The organism is Corynebacterium kutscheri (genome assembly GCF_000980835.1).
Classification (GTDB): domain Bacteria; phylum Actinomycetota; class Actinomycetes; order Mycobacteriales; family Mycobacteriaceae; genus Corynebacterium; species Corynebacterium kutscheri.
In genome coordinates this window covers 1251966-1278232 of the sequence record NZ_CP011312.1, presented here as the reverse complement: position 1 = coordinate 1278232, position 26267 = coordinate 1251966, and the positions used below count along the sequence as shown (strand labels likewise).

Below are 26267 nucleotides of genomic sequence, written 5' to 3'. Positions count from 1 at the left end.
AAGAAACAATCGTGCGCGATCAACTCCAACGAGTCGGCGGTGTACAGCAACTTCTAGTACCTGAACGCATTGATTTACAGCCTTCGCAGCACTGGCGCACTCGTATCCGCTTGGGCGTCGATGAACATGGGCGGGCAGGAGTACGTAAGCGGGCAAGTAACGAGATCATCATTGGTACTGAGTGCTCACAAGCTGTAACCGGACTTTTCGACGCTATTAAAGACGTTCGTTTTTCTCCGGGCAGTGAAGTTGTTGCAGTTAAAGATGATTTTGGTGAGATTCACGTTGTTGAAATTTCTAAAGCACCGCGTGGCCGACGAAGTGAAAAAATTACCCGAGTAATCAGTGGTGATAAATTAGCAACACAAATTGTTGATGGGTTTTCCTTCCGCTTGCCAGCAACTGGTTTTTGGCAAGCACATATCCATGCTGCTCAGGCTTATTCCGATATTATTTCTCGCTGGTTGGAAGAACGTTATGCTGCAGCAACAACTAACGCACCGGTAGCTTGGGACCTTTATGGTGGGGTAGGGGTTTTTGTCCCGGCATTGGCTAGGGCATTAGGTAATAAAGTAGCAATCCACTCAGTTGAATCTTCACCTACCTGTGCGCGCAGCGGTGAAGAAGCTTTGGTAGGACTGGCCGCTAAGAAAGTTACTTTTCATTCGGCAAGTGTCGAAAAAGCCTTAGGGCAACTTCCACATCCTCACGTGGTAGTGCTTGACCCACCACGTACTGGAGCTGGTGAAGATGTCATTCGGGCCATTGCTACTACTGATCCACAGTGCATTGTTCATATAGGCTGTGATCCAGCAACTTTTGCCCGAGATATCCGCACTTGGAGTAATGCAGGTTATACGATAGACAAATGGGTCGTAGTCAATGCTTTCCCTGGTACGCACCATGTAGAAGTGCTAGCGCTACTGCGACCAGCTAACCTTATTGACGCAGAAAAAAGATAAGAAAAAGTGCGTTAGAAAAATCTAAGTGTCGTGTTACGCATCGGAGATGCTGGTTATAATTGAAAAAATAACAGCGCAAAAACAGGTAGCTGAGTAATTTTTCAGTCCGGCAGTTTTGTCGCGCTGCTATAGAAAATTTTGGAATCAACGCAACCTACGTCGGTGTACGAGCAGCGACCTATTGTAAGAAAGGTACTTTCGATTTCACCCATGGGTATTTTGAACCGCATTACACAGCCCAGCGATCTCACGGATCTAAGTTACGAGCAGATGGAGTTACTCGCTGCGGAGATCCGAGATTTTTTGGTGGAAAAAGTTTCTGCCACTGGCGGACATCTAGGACCAAACTTAGGTGTTGTTGAACTCACCTTAGGGTTGCATCGAGTTTTTGATTCTCCTCATGATCCCATCATTTTTGATACCTCGCACCAGTCTTATGTGCATAAAATCCTTACGGGGCGCAAAGATGGCTTTGATACTTTACGGCAAAAAGATGGACTTAGCGGTTATACTGCACGCACAGAAAGCAAACATGATTGGACAGAGTCTTCTCATGCTTCCGCAGCACTAAGTTATGCTGACGGGTTATCCAAAGCTTTCGCTATTCAGAAACAAACAGACCGCAATGTCGTAGCAGTTGTTGGCGATGGTGCATTAACTGGTGGTATGTGCTGGGAAGCTCTTAACAATATCGCCTCTGCTAAAGACCGCAATGTCGTTATCGTGGTAAATGATAACGGACGTAGTTATTCACCTACTATCGGTGGTTTTGCCGAGAATCTTGCTAGCTTACGCATGCAATCCTTTTACGATCGAGTGATGGAACATGGCAAAACTACTCTTAAATCAATGGGCTGGGTTGGCGAGCGTACTTTTGAAGCTTTACACGCTTTTAAAGAAGGCGTGAAATCTGGGGTAGTTCCTACCGAAATGTTTCCTGAACTAGGAATGAAATATATCGGTCCAGTTGATGGACATGATCTTAAAGCCATTGAATCTGCATTTCGATATGCTCGCAATTATCACGGCCCGTTGATTGTGCACTTGGTTACTGAGAAAGGCCGTGGTTATGCACCTGCAGAAAATGATGTTGCCGAGCTGATGCATTCAACTGGCATTATCAATCCTAAAACTGGAGAACCTGTTGGTACCGCGAGCCCTGGTTGGACAGCGCTTTTTAGCAAAGAACTTGTTTCTGTAGGCGCAGAGCGAGAAGATATTGTGGCTATTACCGCCGCAATGTCGGGACCAACTGGTTTAAGCGCATTTCAAGAAAAATATCCAGAACGGTTTTTTGATGTAGGAATTGCAGAGCAGCATGCAGTTACCTCCGCAGCCGGATTAGCACTTGGTGGCATGCATCCGGTGGTAGCTTTATATTCCACCTTCCTTAACCGTGCTTTTGATCAGTTGCTGATGGATGTTGGATTACTTGAGCAACCCGTGACATTTGTACTTGACCGCGCCGGAGTGACTGGTTCAGATGGGGCGAGCCATAATGGTGTATGGGATTTTGCGATTACCTCGGTAGTTCCAGGTATTCATGTTGCTGCACCACGTGATGGGGAACAGCTTAAAGAACTCTTCCGTGAAGCAGTAGAAATCACTGGTCCAACTGTGCTGCGTTTTCCAAAGGGAAGTTTACCTACTCCAACACAAGCTGTTGATCGGTTACACGACGGGGTAGACGTAATGCTCTATACCGAGGCTAATGCCGATGATGACACACCAAGTGTGCTTATTGTTGCTGTGGGAACAATGGTGACTCAAGCCTTAGAAGCCGTGGCTGCACTTGTAGAACTTGGGGTGAACTTCACGGTGGTTGATCCACGATGGGTAGTTCCAGTTGCTCCTAGTCTTCTTGCACTTGCTGACGATCATGATTTGGTTGTTACCATTGAAGATGGTGTGATCCACGGAGGTATTGGTTCCCTGATCAGTGAGGCATTATCGGCAGCAAGTATTGATACCGTATTAAGGCGTTTAGCATTCCCACAGATCTTCCCACAACACGCAAGTCGAGCGGAACTGTTCGCAGAAGTTGGCCTTGATAGTGCAGGTATTGCTGCATCTTTAGTGAGTTTTACTCGGGAGCTTTTCGACGTCGGATAGTCGAGTAAAAAAGTAGTTTTTAATCAAAGAATTCATCTGCGATGACATCAAAGGTGAGTTCTTTTTGCCATGCGCGCACCTGTGCGTGAGTAAAAGCGTGATCAAGATCTTCTATTGTGACTATTTCGGAAGTCTGGGTGCATTTCCATACAATTTCTCGCAGAGCCTTGGCCTCAATGAGATTATCAAGTGGTAGTGAGTGAGATTCTGCGACAGGGATTAAAGATTCTTTAATGTGGTTATAGCTGAGGTGGCTCTCCGTATAATAGCGCGCCCATTGATTTCGGGGCGGAATATCGTTGTTATAGGTGACTGATTTGGGACGCTGAGCAGGAGGTATTGTGTGTGCTTTTTTAATTGCATTGAGCCATATTTTTGCCAGACTAATCGCAATAGGCTTGCCGTGTGGGCGGATCTGAGAAAGTTGGAAGGCAGGACGCTGCGCTAAGTGGATAAGTGCTTTATCAGTTAATAATCGATTAGGTGCTTTATTTTCTTGTCGTGCTTTATTTTCTCGGGCTATCCATAGCTCACGAAGGATAGTTAGTTCTTTCGGGGTGCGCAGCTCATGGATTCCTTTAGTATTTTCCCAGGAACGTTGGCGATGAATAATGCGTGCATATTTTTTAACGATATGCCCACATTCTTGCTCTAGCCAGTGGCGCTTATTTTCCTGTTGTAGTTTTTCATCCAATGCTTGAGCAAGCTTGTCTAGATAGGCAACATCTAGTGCCGCATAGTCAATCATGCCTTTAGGTAGCGGACGTTGGGACCAGTTTTCTGCGCCTTTTCCCTTTTTTAAGTGCACACCGCATAATTCTTCAACCATATAACTGAGATTTACATAGCTAAAATTAAGTAATCGACTTGCGATTTCAGTATCAAAAAGTTGAGCGGGAGTAAGTCCAAGCTCAGCTAAACTAGGAAGATCATTGGATGCAGCATGCAATAACCAAGTATCGCTATTGAGCACGGGTGCTAAATAAGTACGCACAGCATCAGGGTGATCGATAGGATCAATAAGGAAAATATCGGAATTTGTCCGCTTAATTTGGATTAAATAGGCGCGATCATCGTAACAGAAGCCACTAGCGCGTTCGACATCAAGGGCAAACGATCCACGTGCTTGCGCAAGGGCGTGGGCGGCATTATTAATTTCGCGTTCCGTACTACAAAGATGAACCGGAAAAGGAGAGGTACACACGAGTTTTTCTATGCTGTAAAAAATCTGTAGCAGACGACGTTGGTGCGATCTACGACAAATAAACTAACGACAGTTGGCACAAGGCTAATAGTTATAGCTGATAAGTTAAGAACTTGATGAAAGTCGAATAACTCCTTCTGGCGGTAGCCCCGCAACCTGGGCAAGTACGCTGGCAAAAGCCTCTACGTGATTATGGAGTTTTTCGCTGTTAGCGGTCCAGGAAGCACGCATTTCTAGTTGATAAGCACGTGGCGGACCGCCAATATCTCCAAAGCGAACTGACGCAGTAGAGGTTACTGTTCCACCGAGATTAGTAAAATCAGCATTGTTTTCGACGAGTCCCTCGTTCAGCCATTGCCATGCAACATCAGGAAGCAGTGGATCATTTGCTACTGCATCTTCCATATCTGCTTGGATATAAGCAACCAAGCGCATAGACCCAGACCACGCATCGTCAGCATTAGGATCATGGAGAAGAATGAGGCGTCCGAAAGCATCACCATCACTATTTTGAGCTACTAAAGATTCATCAGTTATTTGCTCAGGAGGTATGACTTCTAACCCAATAGCATGGCTAAATGGGGCTAGGCGCTGTGGGGGTCGGATGGTACCGAGACTGATTTCGGGGCGAAGGTGTGCTTCATGCATGGATTCGACGGCTCGGGAGAATTCAACCGGTATCGTCGAAGTTTTTGCGTCTGTCACAGGCGTCGCTTGAAACTCGTTCACAAAGGACAAAGTAATGCTGAAATGATGCATTGTTGTTAAGGCGCGCCGTGATCGTGCTGTGATGAGGGTATAAGACGCTCATTATGGGGGATAAAGTGCGATTAAGTCTAGCCTTAGTCGCGTAAAGCTGTATTAAAGGGGTAGAGTCAAAAAGCGAAAATCAAACTTATGGATGATGCCTGGCGTCACATTTAGCTAAGTGTTATCGATATAACGGGAGAGGAAAAGTAGTGGCAAAGAAGCTGAACTTTGATGAGTTAAACAGTATGCAGCGCTATTCACAGTGGGCAACATTTCGTGCTATTCCTGGTGCACTAGGAACTGACCGTGAAGAAATTATTGCCCAAGCTCAGGCATTTTTCGAAGATCTAGCAGCTCAGGGTGTAGTAGTTGTACGTGGTATTTACGATCTTTCTGGGTGTCGAGCCGAAGCCGATTTTATGATTTGGTGGCATGCTGAGAATTTCCGGGAGCTACAAAAAGCTTATTCTGACTTCCGTCGTGAAACTGTGCTAGGGCAACTAACTGAAGTTTTTTGGATTGGTAATGCTTTGCACCGTCCATCCGAGTTCAATAAGTCGCATCTGCCTTCCTTTATTATGGGTGAGGAGCCACAGGACTGGATCACAGTTTATCCTTTCGTGCGTTCCTATGATTGGTATCTTATGGACCCACAGGAACGTCGCCGCATTCTTAGCGAGCATGGCCAAGCTGCACGAGATTTCCCAGATGTACGCGCTAATACGTTAGAGGCTTTTGCCTTGGGTGATTATGAGTGGCTGCTAGCCTTTGAATCTCCGGAATTGCACCGGATTGTTGATCTTATGCACACCATGCGTTATACCGATGCACGTTTGCATGTTCGGGAAGAAATTCCATTTTTCTCCGGTTGTCGAGTCGAAGTAGCAGAGCTTATTAAAGTTCTTCCATAAAGCTTTTCGACGTGCCATATTTAAGGCCGCTGTGCTGATAGAACAGTACAGCGGCCTTACATACTTTTACTGTGTAAAAAAGCCAAAATTTTATTGCACTGGTTTTTCTTCTAGGGTCAAACAAACGGAGTTGATGCAGTAGCGAAGATCGGTAGGGGTGTTATACCCTTCACCGCTAAAAACATGTCCAAGATGTGACTCACAGGTTGCACATAGTACTTCAGTGCGAGTCATTCCTAGCGAATTATCGACGCGTTCGATAATTTTGTCGCCAGCGAGAGGAGAGAAAAAAGACGGCCAGCCACAATGAGAGTCAAATTTTTCCGTGGAACGGAAAAGCTCTGTGCCACAAGCACGGCAAGAATAGACTCCTTCGGTGGTGGTGTTGGTATATTTGCCAATATGTGGAGCTTCGGTACCAGCTTGGCGAAGAACACGATACTCTTCCGCATTGAGGCGTTGGCGCCATTCGGTATCGGTAATTAATTTGAAATCAGTCATAACTGTGCTCCTTAAATAGCTGCTCGTTGAGGTCTATGCCTAATCCAACAGCAGATACCTAACTAATGATTCCCGATAGAAAAATATTTTTTCTAGAGTGTATGAAAAGCAGAGTTGGTAGGCTATTTTTCTACAGTGGTAGGTTCATTTTTCCACCACATCAGCGCGCTAATGGCGATGGCAATAATAATGAGACCCCAACCAATAGTGGGTTGGAAGAAAGCTATCCAGCGCCCATAATCCAACCAGCGGGTTGATTCCCAATCGTCAGGGGATAAACAGAAATATGCACCAAACCATGCTATTGGATTATGTACTGCAGAAATGCGAAGCAAGATAGTAAAAAAGAGCGGGAAGATCATCATCGAGTAGTACATCTGCCCTAAAGAGCTTAAAAAGCACACGCCGACGATAAGTAATGAACTAGTAGTTGTTACCCACAACAACGGATCTAAGTAGCGAATTCTTAACAATGCGATAAGTCCAATGAGGATTAAGACACTGAAAATGAAAAACCATAATGCAGTAAGCCAACCAGGCATGCCGAAATAAACACTGAGCCCACGCAAAGAACTATTTGAATAGTCGCGTATTTCGCCCAGATAAGGTGTGGTTTTAGTGAAATAATCGCCAGGTTGGACAAGTAGTGGCCAGGCGGCAAGGTTCATGCCTAAAACTACTGTCATCGCAGCTACGATTGTGCGCCATTGCCACTTGATTAATGGTAAAAAGAGCAAAGGTAAGAACATTGGTTTTACAAGAATAGCGAGACCAATAACAATGCCGGCAAGCCAGGTGCGCTCGTTAAGTAGAAGCCACATAAAAGCAACGAGTGCTAAAAAAAGTACTCCATTAATATTGGCAAAAATGAGTGTATTACGTACCGCCTCGGTTAAAAATGCAGCAGTAATCGCAATGGGAAAGATTGCAGATTTGAGACTATAGCCAAAAAGACGAGTCAGTAGACCAAGACCGGCGATAATGGCCGCGGTATTGAGCGCAATAAAAAGACAGCGCGCTAAAAAGAAATGCCCAAACAACGCCATGGGACTAAGCAATAGGGTTGCTCCAGGATTATAAAGATAATGTGGATCAACGTGAAGATACACTTCGTTATAGACCGGTACGCCCTCAAGAAAACGTCGTAACGCGTTGTAAACGGTGGAGAAATCATCCGTTGTATCCCCATTAATGGCTAGCACTATGGTGCGATGTGCAACCAGCATGAGTGCGAGTGGCCAAAAAATTATGGTGAGCAGTCGATCCTGTGCGGTGCGGTGGGCACCACCGATTGGCAGTGGGGTTGTTATGCGCATCGAGGCAGTAAAGAGGGCAGTCACGTTTAGAAACCCTAGTTCACTTGGTTTGGTTTTTGTGGGTTAAACACGTCGGTAGCGCAAAAACACTGTGCCGTCTGTATGAAGATAGTGCGCTTTTAAGTCCATGTCTTGTATCCCATGCGTATCGACGCTGTTTTGTATGCTTCCACTGACTAGCTTCGGGGACAAGGTGAGGTTGAACGCATCAATGAGTCCGCTGGAAATAAATTGAGTATAAAGTCGAGGGCCACCTTCTAACAGAATTTTCTGATACCCAAGTGAATAAATTATCTGCGTAATTTCATGCGCTTGAGAAGTATCGCAATGCAACACACGTGCGCCAGTTTTTTCTAATGCTTGACGACGGTTTTTTTCAATACTGTAGTTGCTGATAATGATCGGCGGGGTGTGGGTATCGGTAAATAATCTGCTGTTAGTATCAAGCTTTCCGCTGGCACTAACCACGATAATCGGTCGATGTTCAGTATCGGGCTGAACAATGCCGCCATAATTTTCGGTTCGAACTGTTCCAGCGCCAACGAGAACACAATCAGACCAGGAACGGGCATAGAGCAATAAATCACGATCAAGCTCATTTCCTAATTGGCCACTGGTGTGCTTAACAGCTGTGGCGCCGTTAATACTCATAGCCATAATCGCGCGAATCTCGCGGCCAGGAATAGGATCATCCCAGATATCGTGGACACTAATGTTCATAATGGCAGGATACTAGAATTAGCGCACAGTATTCGATAAGTATGTATCCGTAACCAGGCGATAATGGGTAAAACTGCTTTATCGGCAGGCTGTAATACGAATTAGGTTGTAGTAGGAAGTGCTGATAAATTTGAATGGGTGTGAAAATAATGATTGTTTCCATTATTTTTTTATCGGTAAGGTTCTATGGCTCAGTGGAAGAGCGTTCCGTTCACACCGGAAAGGTCGCTGGTTCGATCCCAGCTAGAACCACAGAGCTAAAGCCCCTGTTTAGCAGGGGCTTTAGCTCTTTTTATGGAGCAGGCTTATTTAAGCGGCAGCGTCGCAGTGTTTATCTAGGAAACTGGTTTGATCTGGGACTGTGCAGGGGATTTGTGTAGTGCGGATAAGACTTGTAAGCTTTTGTCTCGCACAGAATGATATGTGCATGCGGATGTAGCGCAGTTGGTAGCGCATCACCTTGCCAAGGTGAGGGTCGCGAGTTCGAGTCTCGTCATCCGCTCCACGTACATTTATATTGTACGGCTGTTGGTAATTTGCGCGTTTAGCTCAGCGGGAGAGCGCTTCCCTGACACGGAAGAGGTCACTGGTTCAATCCCAGTATCGCGCACAGGGTTGCTAGTGATAGTTGACCTTAGAGAATCACGTTTTGTGGTTGTCGTATGCGGATGTAGCGCAGTTGGTAGCGCATCACCTTGCCAAGGTGAGGGTCGCGAGTTCGAGTCTCGTCATCCGCTCCAAGTATGTTTACATACTTACCGGCGCTCATGCGCCACGGTGGAATGGCCGAGTGGTGAGGCAACGGTCTGCAAAACCGTGCACACGGGTTCGATTCCCGTTTCCACCTCATAGTGTTTGCGCGTTTAGCTCAGCGGGAGAGCGCTTCCCTGACACGGAAGAGGTCACTGGTTCAATCCCAGTATCGCGCACAGGGTTGCTAGTGATAGTTGACCTTAGAGAATCACGTTTTGTGGTTGTCGTATGCGGATGTAGCGCAGTTGGTAGCGCATCACCTTGCCAAGGTGAGGGTCGCGAGTTCGAGTCTCGTCATCCGCTCCAAGGTTTGGTCTCAATATATTTGAGCTAAGTAGTAAAAAGTGTGTCTATCTGACGTGTTTTCAGATAGACACACTTTTTTGTTTACTATTTTCTTACCGTGAGATTAGTTGGTAGTACCTTGGATTATTCTTGGTATAGAAATAGTTTTACTTTTTAAAGTAATCACTTGATTTTAATGAAATATATGTGACTGAAAAATTGAACTGCTAGCGGTTATAAAAGAATTATTAGGCATACACGTCTTTAAACATTGTTGCCAGTTGATCTTTATAGGGGTATGAAATGTAGTTCCTAGTAGATTAGCTGTGCAGGTAGAAATCGTATGCGTCTTATATCAAGAATCGCTAACTATCATGCTTGGATGGGCGAGAAAGAATAATATCTTTTTAGCCGTGAGCAGGAAAACAGGTCATGGGAGATAGTGGTTATTGCTTGTTGGAAATATATCTTCTTTTTAAATAAGAATTATTTTCAGCATGTCGGGAACTTTTTGTTCATACATACCGACTGTTAACGTGGTCGAGTAAGCGCTTTTTATTTGATCAACATGTAATCCTGGTGGACGAAAAAAGCACCTTCAGAAAGGAACATATGAAGTTTCGTAATGCTGCTGCGATCACCGTGGCCACAGCAGCAATGCTGATGCATGCTCCTACTGTATCGGCGCATGATGCCGTAATCGGATCAACCCCACAGGATGGGTCTGTTATCAGTGAATTTCCGACTCAAATTGTCCTAGAGTTTTCGGGTATTCCTAAAGAGGGATTTAATACTATTGCAGTTAGTGATCAAGACCAGAATGTTCTTTTCACGGGTGAACCTACGCTTGTGGCAAACACGCTAACATTGGATGTTCCTGATGAGGTCAAAGCCCAAGCAGGTGAATATACGGTAGGTTTTCAGATTACCTCTTCTGATGGACATGCTACTCGCGGAAAAACTACATTCACTTTAAGCGGTGGGCAGACTACTTCGGCTTCTCCTACGTCAGTAGTTGCTGAACGTGCATCTGATACAGAAACTACTAGTAATTCAGGGATGTCTGAGCTTGCTGAGAATTCTGATATAACTGCGTTGCGCTGGTTTATTGTTGGTGGTGCGGTATTGGTTATGTCTGCAGTGATTGCATCGACTATTGCTAGAAATCGTAAGACAAAAGAGACTGAAAAGGATAATTAAAATATGAGTATTGTTATTCGTCGTAGTGCAATAGCTTTAGTTGCTACTGCAGCCCTAGGACTTACTGCTTGCTCTAACTCTGAGCAGGACTCCACTAAAGCAACTAGTGCTGATGCATCGAGCTCGATGATGACGAGTTCAATGCACGCGGCTAGTCAGAGCGTAACCCTTGAAGACGGTTATGTTCGTGCCATGGAAGATGACTCAGAAATGACCGCTATTTTTGGTGTTTTGCATAACAACACCGATAAAGAAATTAATATTGTTAGCTTTAGTACTACCATGGACGCTAAAACCTTTGAACTGCACGAAGTAGTTGATGGTAAAATGCGCATGAAAGAAGGCGGTTATACCGTTCCTGCTCACGGCATGCTTGTTTTGCAACCAGGTCATGAGCACATGATGGCTATGGGCGTGGCGACGCCAGTGAAAGCTGGTGAAAGTGTAGACGTTACTTTAAAGCTTTCCGATGGATCTATGGTCGATATTGCTGATGTACCAGTGCGTACCGTTGGTGCTGGTGATGAGGACTATGGTTCTGAAGGTCATGAGCACATGCAGCATATGCATGGTGAGACAACCGCTACTGAGCACAATCACTAAGAGAAAGTAATAAGCTGCCGTGTCTGGTTTTGATACACAATCTCAGCAATCTATTTCCCGACGAGGATTTTTGCTAGGCACGGCAGGCATCGCCGGTGCTACTGGTTTATCGGCATGTAGCCACGGGCAGGAAGCGTCAGTTACGCAATCATTAACCCACGATGTTGCTGCAGATACTCTTGTCGGCGACTCTACGGTTGAATTTCACGGTCTACATCAAGCAGGTATTGCAACTGGTAATCAGGCTAGTCAAACAATGGTGGCCTTTAATTTCCGAGCCGGCAGTGACCGTAAATCAGCTCAGCGCTTAATGCGTCTTTGGACCGAAGATGCTCGGCGGCTTTGTCAAGGTCTTAATCCCTTAGGCAGTTTAGAGCCGGAGATGACTACTCATCCGGCAAAATTGACTATTACGGTTGGTTTAGGCGAGCGGTTTTTTGACTTCGCTGAAATAGCGCATATGCGTCCTTCGTGGCTTAAAGATATGCCAGTTTTTGAAAATGATCAGTTAGACGATGCTTATGGTCAGGCAGATCTTGTCCTTCAAATAGCTTCTAATGATCCAGTTACAACTGCCTGGGCAGTGCGACATATGACTCGTGCTGGCTCTTCCATTGTGACAACCAGATGGTTTCAAACGGGATTCCTTAATGCTCAAGGGGTATTAGAAAAAGGAGCAACCCCACGTAATCTTTTTGGGCAAAAAGACGGAACAATTAATCCACGTACAGACGAAGATTTTTACAAGCAAGTCTGGATTAGTTCTGAGGATGCCGAGCTGCCTTGGTTGGTTGGTGGAACAAGTTTAGTTGTGCGGCGAATTGCTATGAATCTTGACAAATGGGAGATGCTTGATCGAACTTCTCGTGAAGTAGTTATTGGGCGCACACTAGATAGTGGTGCACCACTAAGTGGTACCGATGAATTTGACGAGGCTGATTTTGAAGCCCGTGATTCTTTTGGATTGCCAGTTATTGATGCCCGTTCCCATATGGCTTTAGCGGCGCCTCCTTCGGATGCGCCTGAACAACGTATTTTGCGTCGCGCTTATAACTATAATGAAGCACCTATAGCAGGCTCAGATCAGCTCAGTAATGCGGGACTAGTTTTTGGCGCTTATCAAAAAAATCCACTGCTGCAATTTTTACCTATACAGCAACGACTTTCCGCTAGCGACCGGCTTAACGAGTGGATTACTCATATTGGTTCGGCAGTATTTGTGATCCCGCCAGGTGTAGATGAAAACCACTATTGGGCGCAAGAAATTCTAGAATCCTAGCAGCTATAAGAAAATAAGCGTCGAAAAGCTTTATTCGATGCTTTGATTATTGTTCTGACATTGTAGGATTGGCGATGTATGTCTGTGCTGAGCGCACAGTCAGTGTTGGAAACTGTATTTCCGTCCAGGTATGACGGGTATACATGAGCGCAGTAAAGGAGCGCACACGTACATGGCCAATAATGAAGATGCACGTTCATACGCAGCATTTACCGTCCCAGCTGGTGCACCGGTTGGACAAGTAATGCGCGAATTAGAACTGCCGAATAAGGGCGCTGACGCTATTGTATGCGTTAAGGATTCCGAGGGAGTACTTAAAGATCTCTCGTTTATTCCAGATACGGAACAAGAATTTTTGCCTGTGGCCGCCAATACTGAAGAAGGTCGTGCCGTTATTCGACACTCGTGTACGCACGTTTTGGCGCAGGCAGTGCAAAAAGAATTTCCTGGCACCAAATTAGGCATTGGCCCAGCTATTGAGAATGGTTTTTATTACGATTTTGATGTCGCTGAGCCTTTTACCCCAGAAGATCTACAGCGCATCGAAAAAACGATGAAGAAGATCATTAAACAAGGGCAAAAATTTGAGCGTCGTGTTTATGCTGACCAGGAAGAAGCCGCCGAGGCGTTAAAAAACGAACCTTATAAACTTGAGCTAATCCAGGATAAAGGATCTGTTGACCCTCATTCCGATGAGGCTACTGAGGTTGGCGCGGGTGAATTAACCGGATATTACAACCTTAACCCACGCACTGGTGAAGTAGAGTGGTACGACCTCTGTCGTGGTCCACATGTACCAACCACTAAGTATATTCCGGCCTTTGCCTTGACTCGTTCCTCGGCTGCATATTGGCGTGGTGATCAGTCCAATGCTGATCTTCAGCGTATTTACGGTACTGCCTGGGAGTCCAAGGAGGCACTTGAAACATATCAACTCATGATGGCCGAAGCTGAAAAACGTGATCATCGCCGGCTGGGTGCTGAGCTAGATCTATTTAGCTTCCCGGATGAGATTGGGTCTGGTTTCCCAGTGTTCCACCCCAATGGTGCTACTGTGCGCATGGAGATGGAAGAGCATTCTCGTCGTCGTCATATTGCAGATGGATACTGTTTTGTAAACACTCCACACTTGACTAAGGGAGATTTGTTTAAGAAATCAGGTCACCTTGACTGGTATGCCGAGGGGATGTTCCCGGCTATGCAGCTCGACGGTGATTATGACGAAGAGGGCAACGTTACCAAACCGGCTCAGGATTATTATGTCAAGCCGATGAACTGCCCGATGCATAACCTGATTTTTGCTTCTCGCGGTCGTTCATACCGAGAATTGCCTTTACGTCTCTTTGAGTTCGGTACAGTATATCGTTATGAAAAATCTGGCGTGATTCATGGTCTTACTCGTGCTCGTGGTTTTACCCAGGACGATGCCCATATTTACTGCACCGAAGAACAGATGGAAGATGAGCTTACTAAGGTTTTAGAGTTCATTATTTCTTTGCTGCGTGATTATGGCTTAGATGATTTTTATCTAGAGCTTTCTACCAAAGATCCTAAGAAATATGTTGGATCGGATGAGATTTGGCAGCGGGCAACTGAAACATTGGAGCGGGTTGCTACTCGTTCTGGACTTGAGTTGGTTCCAGATCCTGCCGGTGCAGCATTCTATGGGCCAAAAATCTCGGTTCAAGCGCGTGATGCCATTGGCCGTACGTGGCAAATGTCTACGGTACAGCTGGACTTTAATCTACCTGAGCGTTTTAATCTGGAATATACTGCTTCCGATGGAACTAAGAAGCGTCCAGTGATGATTCACCGAGCACTTTTTGGCTCCATTGAGCGCTTCTTTGGTGTGTTGCTTGAGCATTATGCTGGCGCATTCCCAGCATGGTTGGCACCGCATCAAGTGGTAGGTATTCCAGTAGCAGATACTTTTGTTGATCATCTTGAAACAGTAGTAGCTGCACTGCGCGAACGTGGTATTCGGGCAGACGTAGATACTTCCGATGATCGTATGCAGAAGAAAATCCGCAATCATACTACCGGCAAGGTTCCGTTTATGCTGCTAGCTGGTGCACGCGATGTGGAGGCAAATGCTGTGAGCTTCCGTTTCCTTGATGGTACGCAGATCAACGGTGTACCAGTTGCGGAAGCTATTGAGCTTATCGACGCATGGATTCGTTCTAGAACAAACGAGCAGCCAACTGAAGCTAGTATAAGTACTCGTCGATAAGCGCTTAATAGGTAATGTGATCGTGGGGAAAGAGAAAAATGCGTGACTATGTAGATCAAGGTGCTGGGGTTGAAGATCGTTTAGAACGACTTTGGGCACCGTACCGGATGAACTATATACGCAATGAATCGCCTTCTACCACGGGCGAAAAAGGTGTTCGAGCTAACCCTTTTATCACTATTCCTAGCCTTAGTGATGAAGATGGATTAATTGTTGCTCGCGGACAACATGTATATGCGGTGCTTAATCTTTATCCCTATAACTCAGGGCATATGATGGTTGTGCCTTATCGTCAGGTTGCGGAATTAGAAAATTTGACTCTAACGGAATCGACAGAGTTGATGCTCTTTGCTCAAACCGCTATTAAGGTGTTGAAGAAAGTCTCACAACCTGATGCAATAAATGCCGGTTTCAACTTGGGTCGATCATCTGGTGGCTCAGTTGGTGAGCATCTGCATATGCATATTGTGCCCCGTTGGAATGGGGATGCTAGCTTTATGACCATTATTTCCGGAACAAAGGTATTGCCACAGCTGCTTCGCGATACTCGTTCTTTACTAGCTCAGGGATGGATAGATCTAGAAGGCGCACCAGGAGTTGCTCATGCTTAGTGTTTCTGGCCGCAAGCCCGCAGCAGTAATCGTAGAACCAGTTGCAAAGGTATTCACTAAGTTAGGGATTAGCCCTAATGCCGTGACTGTACTTGGTGCGCTTCTTACTATCGCTATAGCGGTTATTTTGATTCCAGCTGGACATCTTTTTGCTGCAGCCATATTAAGTGGCCTTTTTGCTGCCTTTGACATGGTAGATGGAACCATGGCGCGATTAAGAGGTGGTGGAACAAAATTTGGTGCCACCTTAGATGCTACCTGTGACCGTGTTACTGACGGTACACTTTTTGCAGCTATTACTTGGTGGCTGATTTATCGTGATCATGCGCATCCAGCTGTTGTTTGTGCGGCCTTTATTGTTTTAATTAGCTCCCAAGTAATTTCTTATGTGAAAGCTCGCGGGGAGGCTAGTGGTATTAGCGTCGTTGGTGGACTTATTGAACGTCCAGAGCGATTGATTCTTGGTTTAGCCGGTATTGGGTTAAGCGGTTTGGGTGTACCTTATGCGATAGAAATCGCCTTATATATTTTGGCGGTAGGCAGCATTATTACTATTGGACAGCGGCTTTATATCGCTGCTCACGATGCGCATGCATATGAGATAATTACTGCTCCAAAAGGTGCAAAAACTTTCGATGACATTGAAACCATTTCTGATGAGGCTTCACATGCAGCGAAGTTAACGTCGGAAAGTCCTTTTATCAAAAGTAATGCAAAAGATAATGCGCCGAAAGCGAAAGATTCATGGCACGGTTAAAATTGCGTAGTCAGCTTAGTACCGTGGGGTATCTTACTGGCTGGAAAATTGTCGGTTTTTTGCCGGAAAAAGTTGCTATCTGGATTTTCAGAATGGGTGCTGATTTTGTTAGCAAAAATGGTACGAAGCCAGAACAACTTCGTAAAAATTTAATGCGGGTAGTAGGGCCAGAAAAAGTCACTCGTGAATTAGTGCGCGATGCTATGCGTTCCTATGCGCGTTATTGGTGCGAAGCATTTCGGCTACCGCGTTTAGTTGGAAATCAGCAACTTATTGAACGTATCCATCGTGGTTTAGTGGGAGAAGAATACTTACGCACTTCGCTTAATTCAGGTAGGGGAGTTGTCCTTGTTGCCGCCCATTCTGGAAATTGGGATATGGCGGCATATTATTTTGCGCATAAGTTCAGCAGTTTTACCACTGTGGCAGAACGGCTTGAACCGGAAGCTGTATATCAAGCTTTTGTTGATTTCAGAACATCTTTAGGTTTTCAAGTATTGCCTTTAAAAGGGGGTGTACCGCCGTTTCTAGAATTGCGTAGAGTAATACAACGCGGTGAGGTGGTATGCCTGCTTGGCGAAAGGGATCTCAAACGTAGTGGGGTAGAAGTTGAGTTTTTTGGCGAAACTACTCGTATGCCAGCTGGTGCGGTTCGCTTAGCACAAGAAACTGGTGCTTGTTTGCATGTAGTAGATCTGTGGTTTGAAGAAGACGGCTGGGGCATTGGGATTAGTCCTGAAGTTAAAGTCGAGGAACTTAATGCAACTGTGCAAAAAGTTGCCAAGATTATGGAAGAAAACATTGCCCGACATCCTCAAGATTGGCATGTACTGCAACCACTATGGTTAAGCGACCTTGATCAAGATCGCTACCAGAAGGGGTTAGCAAGTCCAACTCAGTTGGAAACAGAAGCCGCATTGGAGTGAAAAGTTATTTCGCTGTCGATATTCATTGATGCTACGACATACGGGTAAACCAATAAATTGATTATTTGTATCGTAGCGTGCACAGCAAGATAGATGATTAGCAATACGTATAAGCGCACTGTTCTTCACTGATAAGGGGATAATAATGAGGATTGGTATTATTTGCCCTTACTCTTTTGATGAGCCAGGTGGAGTTCAGGCTCACATCATTGATTTAAGTTATAAACTGCAAACTTTAGGGCATGAAGTGGGAGTTCTTGGCCCATGTTCAGATACTACTGAGGTACCCGACTTTGTAACCAAAGGTGGTAGTAGTATCCCAATTCCTTATAACGGGTCGATAGCGAGACTTAGTTTCGGACCACAAGTGTTGAAAATTGCGCGTCAGTTTATTAACGATGGCGAATTTGATGTTTTGCATATTCATGAACCAAATTCGCCAAGTTTTTCTTTGGCTGCGTTACGAGTTGCCCAAGGGCCAGTGGTGGCTACCTACCATGCGTCAAGTAGTGGATCAAAGTTACTAAAAGTGGTTTTACCGTTTCTTCGTGGCAGTTTAGAAAAGATTCGCGGTGGCATTGCTGTTTCTGAAATGGCTCGACGCTGGCAGGTGGAACAGCTTGGTGGTGATCCTATTTTGATTCCTAATGGGGTGGAAACGAGAAATTTCCGTCGCGCTATTGTGACAGATGATAAGAAATTGCCCATAGAGATAGTATTTTTAGGGCGTATCGACGAACCTCGTAAAGGTCTTGACATTCTTTTAGCTGCGTTACCAGAGGTCCAACACCAGATAAAAGTGACCGTGATTGGTGGTGGAACTCCACGGAAAGTACCTGGTTATGATGTAAATTTTGTCGGTCGGGTTAGTGATGAAGAAAAAGCAGCTATTTTAGGCCGTGCCGATATTTATGTTGCGCCTAATACTGGTGGGGAAAGTTTTGGCATTGTTCTCGTTGAAGCAATGGCGGCTAGGTGTGTAGTAGTAGCTAGCGATATTGAGGCCTTTCAATCAGTATGTGATATTGATTCAGAAACCCCAGCTGGAGTGGTATTTAGAAATCATGATTCGCATGATTTAGCACGAGTGCTTAATAAAGTTATTGCAGATAAGCAGCTGCATACTCAATTGCTGCAGGCTGGTGATGCACGCGCTGATTTTTATGATTGGGATAATGTTGCCCGTGAAATTGTGCGTGTGTATGAGACGGTTCTTGATGGGCAAAAGGTAGTGGCATAGATAATGACAGTGTTACTTATTGTGCTTGCAGTCGTAATTACTGCCATTGTCGCATGGTCATATGCCATGGCTCAGCGACTTAATCGGTTACATATTCGCACTGATTCTGCATTGCAGCAATTACAGACTTCTTTAGATCGTCGGGCGGCTTTAGTAGCGGTGCTTATTGAAGGCACCACAGAAGCATGTGCGAAAGCGCAACGTGTTCAGCTTACTTATGCCACCTTCGCATTGCGAGCAGAAAAAGAACGCGAGGTTTCTGCGGCTATTATGGGTTTGCAAGGACACATACCAGCGCCAATTGTTGATGCGGAAGCCCGACTACAGCTGGCCCATCGTTTTTATAATGAGGCAGTAGCAGATACGAGAGCTTTGCGGGTTCGACCTTTGGTACGGCTTCTTCGCTTAGGCGGTACTGCAAAGTTGCCCGAGTTTTTCGAATACACTGACTACTGGGTAAGCGGAGAGTTAACCGGGGATTTTTAGTACATGTGGGGCATTTTAACCCGGGTAGGGTAGCGATGTAGGCATAGTATATTCAAAGGTAAAAATATTTAAATAGTTATTTTCTTATACATACTTGTAAAGAAAGGCCAGTTACACATATGACTTCTCGTTCACCTGCTGCGGCTACTACACAGCGGTTGATTGTTCCTGATTTTATGCGTGGTTTTGCGTTATTAGGCATTGCTATTGCAAATATTACGACTGCATGGGTGTTTGTCGATAGTAGCGCGTTAGGAACTCGTACCATGTATGGGTTGATTAGTGCCGAACATACCTTATTGGACCAAATAACGATGGTAGTTACCGGTATGTTTGCCCATGTACGTGGATTGCCTATGTTTGCCACGTTATTTGGTTATGGTCTTGCTTTTTTGGTTAATAGTGCGGAACAAAAAAGCTGGCCAATCAATAAGGCTCGGCGGGTATTGTGGCGCCGTTATGCAACTTTAGCCATTTTCGGAAGCATACATGCGGTGTTTATCTTTTTTGGAGACATTATTTTCCTTTACAGCTTATTGGCGCTGTTGCTCATTTGTTTAATTAATTTTTCCGAAAAAATATTGCTGTGGATTGCAGGCGTTTGTTTTACTCTTGGGGCACTTATTGCTATAGGCTCAGCAGCACTTGAATCAAAGTTTTCCCTGGGTAGTTCAGCTGCTTTAGTTAATTTGGAAACATACGGTGAACAGTTAGTTTTCGGTTTGGGTATGGTATTGGCCAATACATTTCTTTTTATTATTATCGGCTCTAGCATTATCCCGTGTGTCATTATCGGTTATGTAGCTGGGCGGCGGCGTATGCTGAGCAATGTTGATCAGTATCGTAAGCCATTGACAATAGCTGCTGTTATTACCTTGTGTGTTTGTATTGGTATTGGGATTCCGTTCGGCTTAAGTGTAGCTGGGATAGTAGGGAACCCATCGTTATGGGTGGGGATTAACACTGGATTAGGCATTGCATCTGGGCCAGGGTTTATTGCCTTGGTAGCTTTGCTTTTCGACGCTCGTCCAGCATTACAATCAACCCTTTTTGTTCGTATGTGCGCAGCCTTAGGTAAACGCTCTATGACTGGTTATATCGCGCAAAGCTTGCTAATGATTGTGCTGGTAGTTAATTATGGTCCGTTAGCGCTAGGAACTAATCAAGGTGTAAGTGTATTAGTTGGCCTTGCCATTGTTGTGTGGGTAATAACGCTTGTAGGTGCCTGGATATTAGAACTTAAAAATATTGCTGGCCCGATAGAAACATTGCATCGTCGTATTGCCTATTCAAAGCCAACACCATCAAATATGGTTACTCAAGTTACGAATTAGCTTGAGCAGTAAGTTTTGTTTCCTGGTACCACCAGATGCCGGCAATGATGGTGATCATAGCAATAAGTAGATTGCGGATAACTAAAACCAGTGCGGGGAGTACGTCTGGTTGTAAGGCAATAAAAGAATCGTAGTAGCGCGGATAGATAAGCGAAGTACAAAAGGTAGCAATTAAGGTCAACACAGCCGCGAACCGAAGCCACTGTGAGGTGGGGCGAAGAGAAATTGCTACTGTCATAGCTGGTGCGATCCAGGCCATGTATTGTGGACTAAAAACTTTATTGGTGCTGAGCAATAGCATAATAAGAAATAGAATAAGTGCCACTGTTGTGTGTGGGCTTCTGATTTGGGTACGCAGTTGTTGAATTGCCCAACATAGTGCAAAAAGAAGCACAGCAACCATAGTAATACTAGTAACGGTGGTCATTGCTTCTACGCCGAAGCCGTAGATTTCAAAACTTTTGGATTCTGCGAAAGCCACCGTATAGGAATCGGTATCATTGAGCATTCCCAAGAGGACAAATGGGGTAGCGGCAAGTGATTCAATCTGGAGACCGCGATCAGATTGATAGGTTAATGGGCTAAGTAAGCGGGAAACCCCGCTAAATCCAATGATAATTGCTAAACTAGTCAGCGAGGCAAAAAAGATTGCAATGCGCTGCCAGGTTCCAGAAGATCTATAGTACCCAACTAAACTTACCCCTAAAATTCCTGGCCATAGTTTCATCATGGTAGCTAGTGCTAATAAAAAGGATGCACTACGAGGGTGGCGCAAAAGACAAATAGTAAAAACACCGACGATAACGCCGGGAATAATATCTAAGCGTGTGGGATATACTTGCCCAAGTAAAAAACCAAAGAGCACCCAAAACCAACCAGCAATAATTTTTCCGGGAGCAGCGGTGCCCAATAAATAGGCCAAAAAAGCGGCATCAGTAATTAAAAACATTACTAAGAATGCAAAAATAAAGATAGCTTGAGCATTATGAGCCGCATCAAGATGAAAGAACCGGTAGATAAATTCTATCGGCCAGATACCAGCAGCCGGATATTCTTTAAGCGCGGTTGGATCAGCGGAACTTACACCGTTGAAGTAATAATAAAGATCTCCAAGTGTTCGCTGGTCTAGCCGTAGGCGGCGCAAAAGTAGGAGCCGAAAAACTACCCAACCCATCCATAAGAATGCCGTGGAGTTAAGAAAGCGTCGAAAAGCAGCACCACTATTAAGCCGAGGTGTGCCTATCACTGAAGTGTTGAGGGTAGAGCTGGTAGCAGAGCACATATAAGATTTTGTCCTTTTGATTTGTAAAGGGTGCGGATCAAGACACGGACATTGAGTTTACCCAGAAGTAAGATATAAATGCTGTCTTAGATAGCAGCCGATCTAGTTTTTAGCGATGAAACAAACCATATTTTTTAAAACCTAAAGTATGCGACACGCCAAAATTCAGGATGCTCTCAACCTTGAACAGGTTAATGATGTTTGTTTTTACATCAGCGTGCTTGATTCTATAAAAACATTGATACGCATGGACAAGCAGTATGGCTACGCTGTAACGCTGAATTTACTGATGCTGATTAGATACATGTAACTGTTTTTGTCTATATGAGTGACATGATCTTGCTGTTTTCTTCGTCGGTGTATCGAGATCGTACAGTGTGAAAATCGAATTGGTAGATGATGCTATTTGTTTTTGGAACTTATAAGTGTCAATGAGTGGTTGCTCTGTGACCAATTCTTGCTGCGTGCAATAGCAAGTCGAGTCATTACTTATGGGCGTATGCTCAACCAGTTAGGGAAATTAGTAGTATTAATTACTTAGGAAGGGATTATGCGTGCACTACCTAAACCAGGGTTTGGTAATTTTCAGTGACTTTTATGCGCGCGTATAATGGCCACGTTGTGTTTGCTCTGTGACAATATGACGCGCTCGCTGGAGAATCCCGTGGGGTCCGCTCTGTGACATGAGGAGACAAAAGAAAGTAACGGAAAGAAGGTAAGTCATGTCCGGACACTCTAAATGGGCAACCACGAAGCATAAGAAAGCCGCCAACGATGCAAAGCGGGGTAAGGAATTTGCCAAGCTCATTAAGAACATCGAAGTTGCAGCACGTACCGGTGGCGGTGATCCTGCTGCTAACCCAACACTTGACGATATGATCAAAAAGGCCAAGAAGGCCTCTGTTCCCAATGATAATATTGAGCGTGCTCGTAAGCGTGGATCAGGTGAAGAAGCTGGCGGCGCTGACTGGCAGACCATTATGTATGAAGGCTACGGTCCTAATGGAGTAGCCATCCTTATCGAGTGTCTTACCGATAACCGTAACCGTGCTGCCTCAGAAGTGCGTACTGCCATGAATAAGAATGGTGGCAATATGGCTGAATCGGGCGCGGTGTCTTATATGTTTGCTCGTCGTGGCGTTGTATTAGTTGATAAGGGCGAATTAAGCGAAGACGACGTGCTTATGGCCGTGCTCGATGCTGGTGCTGAAGAAGTCAACGACATCGGTGAGAAATATGAAATCCTTTGTGTACCTTCTGATATTCCAGCAGTTAAAGACGCATTGATAGAAGCGAATATCGAAGTTGATGAAGCCGATAGTGATTTCCGGGCATCGGTTTTAGTACCACTGGATGTATCCGGTGCTAAGCAGATTTTCCGACTTATCGATGCACTTGAAGATAGTGATGATGTGCAAAATGTTTATACAAACATTGATATTTCTGATGAGGTTCTAGCTGAACTTGATGCTTAAGCATTGTTTTAGCTAGTACGTTTGGTGGCCGCGGTGGCGATGGTTGTAGTGAAATTATCGCCACTGCGGTTTTTGTGTATCAAATATTCGAAATAATGTGCTATCTTGGAAAAGATTTCACCTCTAGGTGATACACCAAAGCGGATAGAATCCCAGATTAGGAAAGGCACACTGAGGTGACTATTAAAGGCCTACGGGTGATGGGCATTGATCCGGGTCTAACGCGCTGTGGCTTATCAGTAGTGCAAGCCGGTCGTGGGCGAGCTATTGTGCCTGTATCTGTAGGAGTGGTGCGCACACCTGCTGAAGAAGAACTTAGCGTGCGTTTATTGGAATTATCTGAAGCAGTTAATGCGTGGATGGATGATTATCAGCCAGACGTGGTTGCTATTGAACGTATCTTCGAGCGAGGCAATGTATCGACGGTAATGCACACTGCGCATGGGGTAGGAGTACTTGTGTTAGCTGCTGCGCAGCGAAATATACCGGTGCATATGTACACCCCAAGTGAAGTAAAAAAAGCTATTTCAGGAAATGGCAGAGCAGATAAAAAACAGATGACTGCCATGATTACCCGTATTTTAGGTTTGAGTGAAGCCCCCAAGCCTGCGGATGCAGCCGATGCACTTGCTTTGGCGGTGTGTCATTGTTGGCGTGCTCCGCTGCTAAGTAGAAAACGTGAAACTGAAAAGCTTGTTGAGGCACAGCGTCGTCAGCAAATGGGCAAACTTGGTCAAGCTAAGCAGCAACAATTACGTCAACTACATGGTCAAGTTATTCAAGAAAAACCAAGTCGCTGGGTATAAAAATAATTAGCGACCATAACAAAGGACAACAAATATGATTGCATCATTACGCGGCAAGGTTATTGCTAAAGGTCTCGATCACTTTGTTATTGAATGTCATGGTGTGGGTTATCAAGTACAAGCTACCGCACATACTTTAGGGCAATTACGTTGTGATGAAGAGGCTTTTGTGCTTACCACAATGGTGGTTCGAGAGGATTCACAGGTGCTTTATGGCTTTTTAGAGGAAGAAAGCCGAAAAATGTTTGCGCTATTGCAAATTGCTAAAGGTTTAGGGCCACGATTAGCTTTAGCTGCGCAGTCGGTACTAAGTGCCACTGAGATTGCACAGGCTATTAGTAATAAAGATGCAAAGACATTGCAAAAAATACCTGGGGTAGGGGCAAAGGTTGCTGATCGGCTGGTATTGGAACTTAAAGATAAGGTTGCCGGCTTTGGCGATACAGCAACCGATATGCAGCTCGACATTGTAATGAGTGCATCTGGTAGCGAAGCAACTAAACAACAGGTGCTTGAGGCGCTTATTGGCCTAGGCTTTAGCGAAAAACAAGCAGAGCCGGTACTGGTTAGTGTATTGGCTAATAATCCAGAAGCAGAGACTGCCAGCGTTTTGCGGGCAACACTGAGTGCTTTAGGTAAAAAATAGCACGCGAACATTAGAATGATGGGGCAGCAGTGTTGAGGATAATAAAGCATTCTTGGCTGCGCTAGAGCAATAGAAAGGTAGAAATGGCTAAGGTAGAAAAAACGGAGTTTTCGCTTCCGGATACCTTGCGTTCTTCCACGCGCACTCCTGATGGCGCGGTTGAAGCTAATCAGCAGCCTAGTGATGTGGATACGGAAACTACTCTACGTCCCAAAAGTCTAGGGGAATTTATTGGCCAACCCAAGGTTCGCGATCAATTAGATTTGGTTCTTACGGGAGCAAAAAACAGAGGCGTAACGCCTGATCATGTGTTGCTTTCTGGTCCGCCGGGTTTAGGTAAAACTACAATGGCGATGATTATTGCCTATGAGATGGGTACGAGTTTGCGCATGACCTCGGGGCCAGCATTAGAACGTGCTGGTGATCTGGCAGCAATGCTTAGTAATCTTATGGAAGGTGATGTTCTTTTTATCGACGAAATTCACCGTATGGCCAGACCAGCTGAAGAGATGCTTTATATGGCAATGGAAGATTTTCGTATCGATGTCATTGTTGGTAAAGGCCCCGGTGCTACCTCGATTCCTTTAGAGCTTGCACCTTTTACCTTAGTAGGAGCAACTACTCGTTCTGGTATGTTGACCGGACCCTTGCGCGATCGATTTGGTTTTACTGCGCAAATGGAATTTTATGGTGCCGAAGATCTTAAAAAAGTAGTGACTCGAGCTGCAAAAATTCTTGGTGTTGGTATTGATGCCGATGCTGCATATGAGATTTCTTCGCGTTCGCGCGGTACACCGCGTATTGCGAACCGACTTTTGCGTCGGGTGCGTGACTTTGCCGAAGTGCATTCAGATGGACATATTGATCTAGCCGCCGCCAAAGCAGCACTAGTGGTTTTTGATGTAGATGAAAAAGGCCTTGACCGCTTGGATAGAGCGGTGCTTCATGCACTGGTAAAAAGTCATGGCGGTGGACCAGTTGGCATTTCCACACTTGCTATTGCGGTAGGAGAGGAAGCTTCGACTGTAGAAGAAGTCTGTGAACCTTATCTGGTTAGAGCAGGGATGATTACCCGTACTGGGCGGGGACGGGTAGCTACAGCTGCTGCATGGCGGCATATGGGATTAGAACCACCAGAAAATGCTGCAGCGTTGTCCTAGATAAATGAGGAGATGTCTAAACACCTGTAGTAGTAAATCTTCTGGCAAACTAGACGACTATGGATAGTCTATTACTTCTGCTCTTGTTAATGGCTGTATTAATTGTGCCTTCATTTTTAATGCAACGTCGACAAAAGCGCCGCATGGATGAGATCACTCGAATCCAGGAGGAACTTACTATCGGGCAACGAGTTATTACAACTGCTGGTATGCATGCCACAGTGCGTGGAGTAGATGAGAAAACCGTTGAGCTAGAAGTTGCACCAGGGGTAGTAAGCGTCTATGAAAAAATTGCTATTGTGCGTAACCTAACCAAGGAGCAACTCGCGGCGGCAGACGTCGAAAAGCAAGTTGATTCAGCATCAGATGATGCAATTAGCGATGTAGAAGAAAACTAATTGTAGATTTGTCGTAGCCTTTACCACTCTGGTTATGTGTGATTTATACCCCACCTCGTAGGAAAATCATTGTTACGGGGTGGGGCTGGCTTTATGCACAGGGGGGTAGTGACGTACCATTTGCAATCGTATGTGTATCTTTAGCTTCTTCTTAAGAAGCGAGATGGTGTACGCCATTCCAATTGATGAGCATTGTTTCTAAGGTACGCTTTAGTCCTATGCTTGAAAAGTTACCGTGGTTGTTAAAAGCCGTGGTAGTAGGTAGTTGGCTGCGCAACGATAATAATATATAGAGGAGAAACGAGAAATTGGCTTCGAAA

Annotated in this window: 24 protein-coding genes and 7 tRNA genes; 25 read left to right on the top strand and 6 right to left on the bottom strand. The window is 45.1% G+C overall.

Going from position 1 to position 26267, the window contains the following annotated elements; genetic code table 11:
- The first annotated feature begins 11 nt into the window (after positions 1–11).
- Together UL82_RS05860 and dxs are read left to right on the top strand one after the other, a co-directional pair.
- Positions 12–962, top strand: coding sequence for a class I SAM-dependent RNA methyltransferase (locus tag UL82_RS05860; RefSeq protein WP_232009531.1), 951 nt, complete (start codon positions 12–14; stop codon positions 960–962).
- 210 nt (positions 963–1172) lie between these two features.
- Entirely contained in the window at positions 1173–3074 is a 1902-nt protein-coding gene (dxs, locus tag UL82_RS05855) for a 1-deoxy-D-xylulose-5-phosphate synthase (protein ID WP_046439615.1), read from the top strand.
- Positions 3075–3093: 19 nt separating this feature from the next.
- On the opposite strand, the gene UL82_RS05850 is transcribed toward dxs, so the two are convergent.
- A complete protein-coding gene (locus tag UL82_RS05850) occupies positions 3094–4278 on the bottom strand; it encodes an HRDC domain-containing protein (RefSeq protein WP_052735897.1) in 1185 nt (394 codons plus the stop codon).
- Positions 4279–4383: 105 nt separating this feature from the next.
- Positions 4384–5037: a DUF3000 domain-containing protein gene (locus tag UL82_RS05845; protein ID WP_046439612.1), complete on the bottom strand. Its 654-nt coding sequence runs from the start codon at positions 5035–5037 to the stop codon at positions 4384–4386.
- Between the two features lie 200 nt (positions 5038–5237).
- Between UL82_RS05845 and hemQ the strand changes: the two genes are divergently transcribed.
- The gene (gene hemQ, locus UL82_RS05840; RefSeq protein WP_232009529.1) at positions 5238–5939 is read left to right on the top strand and encodes a hydrogen peroxide-dependent heme synthase; all 702 of its coding nucleotides are present in this window, start codon (positions 5238–5240) and stop codon (positions 5937–5939) included.
- 90 nt (positions 5940–6029) lie between these two features.
- Here the strand turns inward: hemQ and msrB are convergent, their stop codons facing one another.
- From msrB to UL82_RS05825, 3 genes are all read right to left on the bottom strand, one after another.
- Positions 6030–6440: a peptide-methionine (R)-S-oxide reductase MsrB gene (gene msrB / locus UL82_RS05835; protein ID WP_046439610.1), complete on the bottom strand. Its 411-nt coding sequence runs from the start codon at positions 6438–6440 to the stop codon at positions 6030–6032.
- Between the two features lie 122 nt (positions 6441–6562).
- Positions 6563–7780 carry a glycosyltransferase family 87 protein gene (locus UL82_RS05830; protein WP_197719652.1) on the bottom strand — a complete coding sequence of 406 codons (1218 nt, stop codon included), beginning with the start codon at positions 7778–7780 and terminating at the stop codon, positions 6563–6565.
- A 39-nt stretch (positions 7781–7819) separates the two neighbouring features.
- Positions 7820–8476: a dihydrofolate reductase family protein gene (locus UL82_RS05825; protein ID WP_052735896.1), complete on the bottom strand. Its 657-nt coding sequence runs from the start codon at positions 8474–8476 to the stop codon at positions 7820–7822.
- A gap of 180 nt (positions 8477–8656) precedes the next feature.
- On the opposite strand from UL82_RS05825, the gene UL82_RS05820 reads away from it, so the two are divergent.
- The 17 genes from UL82_RS05820 (at position 8657) to UL82_RS05740 (ending at position 20180) form a co-directional block, all read left to right on the top strand.
- Positions 8657–8728: transfer RNA gene (locus tag UL82_RS05820), tRNA-Val, on the top strand.
- 177 nt (positions 8729–8905) lie between these two features.
- Positions 8906–8981: transfer RNA gene (locus tag UL82_RS05815), tRNA-Gly, on the top strand.
- A gap of 33 nt (positions 8982–9014) precedes the next feature.
- Positions 9015–9086, top strand: a tRNA-Val gene (locus UL82_RS05810).
- Positions 9087–9140: 54 nt separating this feature from the next.
- Positions 9141–9216: transfer RNA gene (locus tag UL82_RS05805), tRNA-Gly, on the top strand.
- Between the two features lie 36 nt (positions 9217–9252).
- Positions 9253–9323 (top strand) — tRNA-Cys (locus UL82_RS05800).
- A gap of 10 nt (positions 9324–9333) precedes the next feature.
- Positions 9334–9405: transfer RNA gene (locus UL82_RS05795), tRNA-Val, on the top strand.
- Positions 9406–9459: 54 nt separating this feature from the next.
- Positions 9460–9535, top strand: a tRNA-Gly gene (locus UL82_RS05790).
- A gap of 591 nt (positions 9536–10126) precedes the next feature.
- Positions 10127–10714 carry a copper resistance CopC family protein gene (locus UL82_RS05785; protein ID WP_046439608.1) on the top strand — a complete coding sequence of 196 codons (588 nt, stop codon included), beginning with the start codon at positions 10127–10129 and terminating at the stop codon, positions 10712–10714.
- Positions 10715–10717: 3 nt separating this feature from the next.
- Positions 10718–11317: a copper chaperone PCu(A)C gene (locus tag UL82_RS05780; RefSeq protein ID WP_046439606.1), complete on the top strand. Its 600-nt coding sequence runs from the start codon at positions 10718–10720 to the stop codon at positions 11315–11317.
- Between the two features lie 19 nt (positions 11318–11336).
- Positions 11337–12596 (top strand): Dyp-type peroxidase, encoded by a 1260-nt coding sequence (locus UL82_RS05775; RefSeq protein WP_046439604.1) that lies wholly within the window; start codon positions 11337–11339, stop codon positions 12594–12596.
- A gap of 172 nt (positions 12597–12768) precedes the next feature.
- Positions 12769–14826 carry a threonine--tRNA ligase gene (gene thrS / locus UL82_RS05770; protein ID WP_046439602.1) on the top strand — a complete coding sequence of 686 codons (2058 nt, stop codon included), beginning with the start codon at positions 12769–12771 and terminating at the stop codon, positions 14824–14826.
- 38 nt (positions 14827–14864) lie between these two features.
- The gene (locus UL82_RS05765) at positions 14865–15437 is read left to right on the top strand and encodes an HIT family protein (RefSeq protein ID WP_046439600.1); all 573 of its coding nucleotides are present in this window, start codon (positions 14865–14867) and stop codon (positions 15435–15437) included.
- On the top strand, positions 15430–16194 hold the full coding sequence (pgsA, locus tag UL82_RS05760; RefSeq protein WP_083966430.1) for a phosphatidylinositol phosphate synthase: 765 nt from the start codon (positions 15430–15432) through the stop codon (positions 16192–16194). The genes UL82_RS05765 and pgsA overlap by 8 nt, the downstream gene beginning before the upstream one ends.
- Positions 16182–17120, top strand: a complete 939-nt coding sequence (locus tag UL82_RS05755) for a phosphatidylinositol mannoside acyltransferase (protein WP_046439598.1) — start codon at positions 16182–16184, stop codon at positions 17118–17120. The genes pgsA and UL82_RS05755 overlap by 13 nt, the downstream gene beginning before the upstream one ends.
- Positions 17121–17265: 145 nt before the next feature.
- Positions 17266–18360: a glycosyltransferase family 4 protein gene (locus tag UL82_RS05750; RefSeq protein ID WP_046439596.1), complete on the top strand. Its 1095-nt coding sequence runs from the start codon at positions 17266–17268 to the stop codon at positions 18358–18360.
- Entirely contained in the window at positions 18361–18846 is a 486-nt protein-coding gene (locus UL82_RS05745) for a hypothetical protein (protein ID WP_046439594.1), read from the top strand.
- Between the two features lie 119 nt (positions 18847–18965).
- Positions 18966–20180 carry a DUF418 domain-containing protein gene (locus UL82_RS05740; RefSeq protein WP_046439592.1) on the top strand — a complete coding sequence of 405 codons (1215 nt, stop codon included), beginning with the start codon at positions 18966–18968 and terminating at the stop codon, positions 20178–20180.
- Here UL82_RS05740 and UL82_RS05735 read toward each other — a convergent pair.
- Positions 20170–21462, bottom strand: coding sequence for a hypothetical protein (locus UL82_RS05735; protein WP_052735895.1), 1293 nt, complete (start codon positions 21460–21462; stop codon positions 20170–20172). The two genes, UL82_RS05740 and UL82_RS05735, sit on opposite strands and share 11 nt — an antisense overlap.
- A gap of 722 nt (positions 21463–22184) precedes the next feature.
- On the opposite strand from UL82_RS05735, the gene UL82_RS05730 reads away from it, so the two are divergent.
- The 5 genes from UL82_RS05730 (at position 22185) to yajC (ending at position 25947) form a co-directional block, all read left to right on the top strand.
- Positions 22185–22937 carry a YebC/PmpR family DNA-binding transcriptional regulator gene (locus UL82_RS05730; RefSeq protein ID WP_046439591.1) on the top strand — a complete coding sequence of 251 codons (753 nt, stop codon included), beginning with the start codon at positions 22185–22187 and terminating at the stop codon, positions 22935–22937.
- A gap of 176 nt (positions 22938–23113) precedes the next feature.
- Positions 23114–23743: a crossover junction endodeoxyribonuclease RuvC gene (gene ruvC, locus UL82_RS05725; RefSeq protein ID WP_046439589.1), complete on the top strand. Its 630-nt coding sequence runs from the start codon at positions 23114–23116 to the stop codon at positions 23741–23743.
- A 34-nt stretch (positions 23744–23777) separates the two neighbouring features.
- Positions 23778–24389, top strand: a complete 612-nt coding sequence (ruvA, locus tag UL82_RS05720) for a Holliday junction branch migration protein RuvA (RefSeq protein WP_046439587.1) — start codon at positions 23778–23780, stop codon at positions 24387–24389.
- Between the two features lie 83 nt (positions 24390–24472).
- A complete protein-coding gene (gene ruvB, locus UL82_RS05715; protein ID WP_046439585.1) occupies positions 24473–25549 on the top strand; it encodes a Holliday junction branch migration DNA helicase RuvB in 1077 nt (358 codons plus the stop codon).
- A 59-nt stretch (positions 25550–25608) separates the two neighbouring features.
- Positions 25609–25947, top strand: a complete 339-nt coding sequence (yajC, locus tag UL82_RS05710; protein ID WP_046439583.1) for a preprotein translocase subunit YajC — start codon at positions 25609–25611, stop codon at positions 25945–25947.
- Positions 25948–26267: the final 320 nt, after the last annotated feature.